Origin of the sequence: Streptomyces wedmorensis, from assembly GCF_000716445.1 — a bacterium.
GTDB lineage: Bacteria > Actinomycetota > Actinomycetes > Streptomycetales > Streptomycetaceae > Streptomyces > Streptomyces wedmorensis.
Genome location: NZ_JNWK01000023.1, coordinates 182,644 through 188,771, shown reverse-complemented (window position 1 = coordinate 188,771; position 6,128 = coordinate 182,644). Strand labels below are relative to the sequence as shown.

General features: G+C 69.2%; 7 protein-coding genes. 2 read left to right on the top strand and 5 right to left on the bottom strand.

The features are described from left to right. Positions 1 to 299: 299 nt before the first annotated feature. The 3 genes from OO54_RS20080 to thyX all read right to left on the bottom strand — a co-directional run bounded on the left by OO54_RS20080 (position 300) and on the right by thyX (position 3,901). Positions 300 to 1,985, bottom strand: coding sequence for a ribonuclease J (locus OO54_RS20080; protein ID WP_017235839.1), 1,686 nt, complete (start codon positions 1,983 to 1,985; stop codon positions 300 to 302). Between the two features lie 98 nt (positions 1,986 to 2,083). Next, complete coding sequence (gene dapA, locus OO54_RS20075) at positions 2,084 to 2,983, bottom strand: 4-hydroxy-tetrahydrodipicolinate synthase (protein ID WP_033204887.1); 900 nt, start codon at positions 2,981 to 2,983, stop codon at positions 2,084 to 2,086. Between the two features lie 177 nt (positions 2,984 to 3,160). Beyond that, on the bottom strand, positions 3,161 to 3,901 hold the full coding sequence (thyX, locus tag OO54_RS20070) for an FAD-dependent thymidylate synthase (protein WP_017235841.1): 741 nt from the start codon (positions 3,899 to 3,901) through the stop codon (positions 3,161 to 3,163). Positions 3,902 to 4,053: 152 nt separating this feature from the next. Between thyX and OO54_RS20065 the strand changes: the two genes are divergently transcribed. Continuing rightward, positions 4,054 to 4,293 carry a hypothetical protein gene (locus OO54_RS20065; RefSeq protein WP_017235842.1) on the top strand — a complete coding sequence of 80 codons (240 nt, stop codon included), beginning with the start codon at positions 4,054 to 4,056 and terminating at the stop codon, positions 4,291 to 4,293. A 54-nt stretch (positions 4,294 to 4,347) separates the two neighbouring features. Further along, positions 4,348 to 4,908, top strand: coding sequence for a PH domain-containing protein (locus OO54_RS20060; protein ID WP_033204885.1), 561 nt, complete (start codon positions 4,348 to 4,350; stop codon positions 4,906 to 4,908). Here the strand turns inward: OO54_RS20060 and OO54_RS20055 are convergent. Together OO54_RS20055 and dapB are read right to left on the bottom strand one after the other, a co-directional pair. After that, entirely contained in the window at positions 4,898 to 5,350 is a 453-nt protein-coding gene (locus OO54_RS20055) for a hypothetical protein (protein ID WP_017235844.1), read from the bottom strand. The two genes, OO54_RS20060 and OO54_RS20055, sit on opposite strands and share 11 nt — an antisense overlap. A gap of 5 nt (positions 5,351 to 5,355) precedes the next feature. Then, positions 5,356 to 6,108, bottom strand: coding sequence for a 4-hydroxy-tetrahydrodipicolinate reductase (dapB, locus tag OO54_RS20050; protein WP_017235845.1), 753 nt, complete (start codon positions 6,106 to 6,108; stop codon positions 5,356 to 5,358). Between the last annotated feature and the right edge of the window lie 20 nt (positions 6,109 to 6,128).

Genomic DNA, 6,128 nt, shown 5'->3' with positions numbered 1-6,128 from the left:
TCGTACTCACCCTCTCGGGCTTTCCTCCGGGCGCTTCCTTCGTTTCCGAGTCTATCAGATCTTTCCGATCCGATTTCCTCGGTGCTTTCCGGTCCCTTTTGTTTTCACTCCGGGGGCCTTTCGGCGTTTCCGACTTTATCAGAAGATCTGAGTCGGATTTCCCGCCTCCCGAAGAACCGTTCAGGCGCACGGCGGCGCCGGTGGTTCCCGATCTGGCGGAGCCGTAAACGTACTGGAGCGGGGCGCCCCGATGCAAATCGAGGGGCCCCGCTCCGGTGCGGCGCTGGTCAGACTGCCGGTCAGACCTCTACGACGACCGGGAGGATCATCGGGCGGCGGCGGTAGGTGTCGGAGACCCACTTGCCGACGGTGCGGCGGATCAGCTGCTGGAGCTGGTGGGGTTCGACGACGCCGTCCTGGGCGGACTTGTTCAGGGCCTGGTCGACCTTCGGGATGACGGCGTCGAAGGCCGAGTCCTCGATGCCGGAGCCCCGGGCGTGGATGTTCGGACCGCTCACGATCTTGCCGGTCGAGGAGTCCACGACCACGAAGACCGAGATGATGCCCTCGTCGCCGAGGATGCGGCGGTCCTTGAGGTGGGTCTCGGTGACGTCGCCGACCGAGAGGCCGTCGACGTACACGTAACCCGCCTGGACCTTGCCGGTGATGCGGGCGCGGCCGTCGATCAGGTCGACGACGACGCCGTCCTCGGCGATGACGATGTGGTCCTTGGGGATGCCCGTCATGGCGCCGAGCTCGGCGTTGGCACGCAGGTGGCGCCATTCGCCGTGGACCGGCATGAGGTTCTTCGGGCGGCAGATGTTGTAGAAGTACAGCAGCTCGCCGGCCGAGGCGTGGCCCGAGACGTGGACCTTGGCGTTGCCCTTGTGGACGACGTTGGCGCCCCAGCGGGTCAGGCCGTTGATCACGCGGTAGACCGCGTTCTCGTTGCCCGGGATCAGGGACGACGCGAGGATCACGGTGTCGCCGGGGACGATCCGGATCTGGTGGTCGCGGTTGGCCATGCGGGAGAGGGCGGCCATGGGCTCGCCCTGGGAACCCGTGCAGACCAGCACGACCTCGTCGTCCGGCAGGTCGTCGAGGGTCTTCACGTCCACGACGAGGCCGGCCGGGACCCGGAGGTATCCGAGGTCGCGGGCGATGCCCATGTTGCGGACCATCGAGCGGCCGACGAAGGCGACCCGGCGGCCGTACTCGTGGGCGGCGTCGAGGATCTGCTGGATGCGGTGCACGTGGCTGGCGAAGCTGGCCACGATGATGCGCTTCTGGGCGTTCGCGAAGACGTTCCGCAGGACGTTGGAGATGTCCTTCTCCGGCGGGACGAAGCCGGGGACCTCGGCGTTGGTCGAGTCGGACAGCAGGAGGTCGATGCCCTCCTCGCTGAGCCGCGCGAACGCGTGGAGGTCGGTGAGGCGGCCGTCCATCGGGAGCTGGTCCATCTTGAAGTCGCCGGTGGCGACGGCCATGCCCGCGGGAGTGCGGATGGCGACGGCCAGGGCGTCCGGGATGGAGTGGTTGACCGCGATGAACTCGCAGTCGAAGGGGCCCAGGTTCTCGCGGTCGCCTTCCTTCACCTCCAGGGTGTAGGGGCGGATGCGGTGCTCCTGGAGCTTGGCCTCGATGAGGGCGAGGGTCAGCTTGGAGCCGATGAGCGGGATGTCCGGCTTGAGCCGGAGGAGGTAGGGGACGGCACCGATGTGGTCCTCGTGGCCGTGCGTGAGCACGATGCCTTCGATGTCGTCGAGGCGGTCCCGAATGATGGTGAAGTCGGGAAGGATCAGGTCGATGCCCGGCTGCTCCTCTTCGGGGAAGAGGACGCCGCAGTCGACGATGAGCAGACGGCCGTCGAACTCGAAGACCGTCATGTTGCGGCCGATCTCGCCGAGCCCGCCGAGCGGGGTGACGCGCAGGGCGCCCTTCGGGAGCTTCGGCGGGGCGCCGAGTTCAGGATGCGGATGACTCAAAAGACTCTCCTCACCACGCGCGCCACGTACCGGTGGCACGTGGCGCGCATGACAATCGTGCACTTGCTGTTGTCAGTGTTCAGTTGTGAAGTCCGATGTCAGAGTTCTACCCCGCCGGCGGCCAGGTCGACCTTGAGCTGCTCCGTCTCCTGCGGGGAGAGCTCCACGAGCGGCATCCGCAGGGGGCCGGCCGGCAGGCCCTGGAGGGCGAGGGCGGCCTTGGTGGTCATGACGCCCTGGGTGCGGAACATGCCCGTGTAGACGGGGAGCAGCTTCTGGTGGATCTCGGTGGCCTTCTGGACCTCGCCGCCCAGGTGGGCGTCGAGGAGGGCGCGGAGCTCGGGGGTGACGAGGTGGCCCACGACGGAGACGAAGCCGCAGGCGCCGACGGAGAGCAGCGGCAGGTTGAGCATGTCGTCGCCGGAGTACCAGGCGAGGCCGGAACGGGCGATGGCCCAGCTGGCGCGGCCGAGGTCGCCCTTGGCGTCCTTGTTGGCGACGATGCGCGGGTGCTCGGCGAGACGGACGATCGTCTCGGTGTCGATCGGGACGCCGCTGCGGCCCGGGATGTCGTAGAGCATGACCGGCAGGCCGGTGGCGTCGGCGATGGCCGAGAAGTGCCGGTACAGGCCCTCCTGCGGGGGCTTGTTGTAGTACGGCGTCACGGCGAGCAGGCCGTGGGCGCCGTCACGCTCGGCGGTGCGGGCGAGCTCGATGGAGTGGTGGGTGTCGTTGGTGCCGATGCCGGCGACGATGTGGGCGCGGTCGCCGACCGCTTCCAGTACCGCTCGTACGAGCTCCGATTTCTCCGCGTCGCTGGTGGTGGGGGACTCGCCGGTGGTGCCGTTGATGACGAGGCCGTCGTTGCCTGCGTCCACCAGATGGGTGGCCAGTCGCTGGGCACCGTCGAGGTCGAGTGCGCCGTCCGCCGTGAAGGGCGTGACCATGGCGGTGAGGACCCGCCCGAAGGGGGTCTGCGGAGTGGAGATCGGAGCCATGGGTAACACGCTACTCGCTGCTCAGCGCCGGGTGTCCCCGAGGGGGACACGATAAAGGGAGCCCGGCGCTGCCTGCTCGGGGGTTCAGGCAGCGCCGGGTCCGTTTGATCAGCCTAGATGAACTTCGCGAAACGCCGCAATACGGACACTTCACTCGGGTGCTCGGACATGTGTGCGCTACGGGGCCACACGGCCGTTCTTGTTGAAGGCTGCGTGGGTCAGCGGCATCAGCCGGGCCCAGTGCTCCTCCATCTTCTCGCCGACCATCTCGATCTCCCGCTGGGGGAAGGAGGGGGTCGTGGCGAGCTCGTGCTGGGTGCGCAGACCCAGGAAGTGCATGAGGGAGCGCGCGTTGCAGGTGGCGTACATCGAGGAGAAGAGGCCGACCGGGAGGACGGCGCGGGCGACCTCGCGGGCGACGCCGGCGGCCAGCATCTCCTGGTAGGTGGCGTACGCCTGGCGGTACGAGTCCTCCATGGAGCGGCTGACCAACTCGTGCTGCTCGGGGGTGCCCTCGACGAAGACGTACTTGCCGGGGCGGCCCTCCTGGACCAGCTTGCGGTCGGTGTCGGGGACGTAGAAGACCGGCTCGAGCTCCCTGTAGCGGCCCGACTCCTCGTTGTACGACCAGCCCACGCGGTGCCGCATGAACTCGCGGAAGACGAAGATCGGCGCGCTGATGAAGAAGGTCATCGAGTTGTGCTCGAAGGGGCTGCCGTGGCGGTCCCGCATCAGGTAGTTGATGAGGCCCTTGGACCGCTCCGGGTCCTTCTGGAGCTCTTCCAGGGACTGCTCGCCCGCCGTGGAGACCCGGGCCGCCCAGAGGACGTCGGAGTCGGCCGCCGCGCTCTTGACCAGTTCGACGGTGACGTCGGTCCGGAAGTCGATCTTCACGTTCTCGGTGGGGCTGTCGCTCACCAGCAGTCCTTCCAGTCGGGGTGCAGTCGCCCACTCTAACGACGTCCTACCGGGGGATGAGATTCGGCTGCTTTGGTGAAATAGGGCACCAAACCGCCGCTTCTGTCGTCTGTACCTGTGAGGCACGACGACACCCGAGGAGAGTGGTCCTGATGTTCCGCCGGAAAGAGGCCGTACCGTTCGCGTTCGTCGCGGAGGCCGACCACTTCCGCAGTAACGTCACTCCACCGCCTCGGGAGCGTCTCGGGGCCACGGAGATCGTGGGCCGTACGCTGCTCGGACTGACTGTCGTGGCCGGACTCGTCGGGGCTCTGGTCCTCGGCATGCCGTCGCTCCAGTCGGGGGACTCCGCCACTCGTCAGCAGCAGTCCGAGGCCTCCGACAACCGCTGAGGTAGCCTCACCGGGCACTGCCCCTTCGAGCGTGCCTGTGAGTGAGGACCTGTCGTGCCCCTGACCTTCCTGACGGCCGACCGTGCTTTTGACACGACCGACCACGTCGCCCTGCCGTTCGACGACCACGACCAGTGGCGTCGTCCCTACCGGCCGGGGTCATGGCGGGTCGGGGCGGCGGCGCTCGCGCTGCTGCTCGCCTCGTTCGTCCTGCTCGCCGCGGTGATCATCGCCGCCGCCGGAGCGGTCGGCGGCGCGCTCGCCACCTTCGGCGTGGCCCTGCTCGTCATCCTCGCCGCCCTGCGCATGCTGCGCATGGGCACGTGGGTGAGCCGCGCCGGGGTGCGGCGCGTGGGCTTCTTCTCGACCGTCACCGTGCCGTGGGCCAAGGTGACCTCCGTACGGACCGCCCAGCAGCCGGTGCGCTGGCTGGGTCTCCCCCGCACGGTCCAGGGCCAGGCCCTGGTGCTCGGCCGGCAGGGTGGTGAGCAGCTGCTGCTGCTCACCGACCACAACGCCGACTTCCTCTCCCGTGTCGAGGCCTTCGACCGGGCGGCCGACACGGTCGAGGCGTGGAACGCCGAGTACGGCGCCGCGCCGGCCGCTACGCGCTGACCGGACGCCCCTCGTGGAGCGCGATGGCCCGCTGCATCGCCTTGCGGGCCCGGGGGGTGTCACGGGCGTCGTGGTACGCGACCGCGAGCCGGAACCAGCAGCGCCAGTCCTCGGGTGAGTCCTCCGTCTCGGCCTTGCGCCGCGCGAAGACCTCGTCGGCCGAGTCCCGGTCGATCCGGCCGCCCTCGGTGCGCTTCAGGTCGTCGACGGGCAGGCCGCCCTCCGCCTCCAGTTCGGTGGCGAGGCGGCCCGCCTGACGCGCGAACCGGGTGTTCTTCCAGAGGAACCAGCCGCCGACGGCGGGCAGCAGGAACGCCACCGCGCCCATGCCCATGGCGGCCGGCTCGCCCGTGAGGAGGAGCAGGACGCCCTCCATGCCCACCACGCCGAAGACGAGCACGAGCACGGTGGCCAGGAAGACGTACGTGATCTTTCCGCCCATGACCGTCAGCCCAGGTCCAGGAAGTGCTCCAGGCCGAAGGTGAGGCCCGGAGCGGTGGTCACGCGGCGGGCGCCCAGGAGGACGCCCGGCATGAAGCTGGAGTGGTGCAGCGAGTCGTGGCGGACGGTGAGGGTCTCGCCCTCGCCGCCGAGCAGGACCTCCTGGTGGGCCAGCAGACCCGCCAGGCGTACGGAGTGGACGCGGACGCCGCCGACGTCCGCACCGCGCGCGCCGTCGAGAGCGGTGGTCGTGGCGTCGGGCTGCGGGGCGCAGCCTGCCTTCGACCGGGCCTCGGCGATGAGCTGGGCGGTCCGGGTCGCCGTGCCGGAGGGCGCGTCGACCTTGTGCGGGTGGTGCAGTTCGACGACCTCGACCGACTCGAAGTACGGGGCCGCGATCTGCGCGAACTTCATGGTGAGGACCGCGCCGATGGAGAAGTTCGGCGCGATGAGGACGCCGGTCTCCGGGGAGGCGGCGAGCCAGCCGTCGAGCTGCGCGAGGCGCTCCTCGGTCCAGCCGGTGGTGCCGACGACCGCGTGGATGCCGTGGCGCACGCAGAAGTCGAGGTTCTCCATGACCGAGGCGGGGGTGGTCAGCTCGACGACCACCTGGGCGCCGGCCTCGGTGAGGGTCTCCAGGTCGTCACCGCGGCCGAGGGCCGCGACGAGTTCCATGTCCTCGGCGGCCTCGACTGCCTTGACCGCCTCCGAGCCGATACGGCCCTTGGCTCCGAGGACCGCGACGCGCAGCTTGCTCATTGCTCTTCCTTAGGGGACTA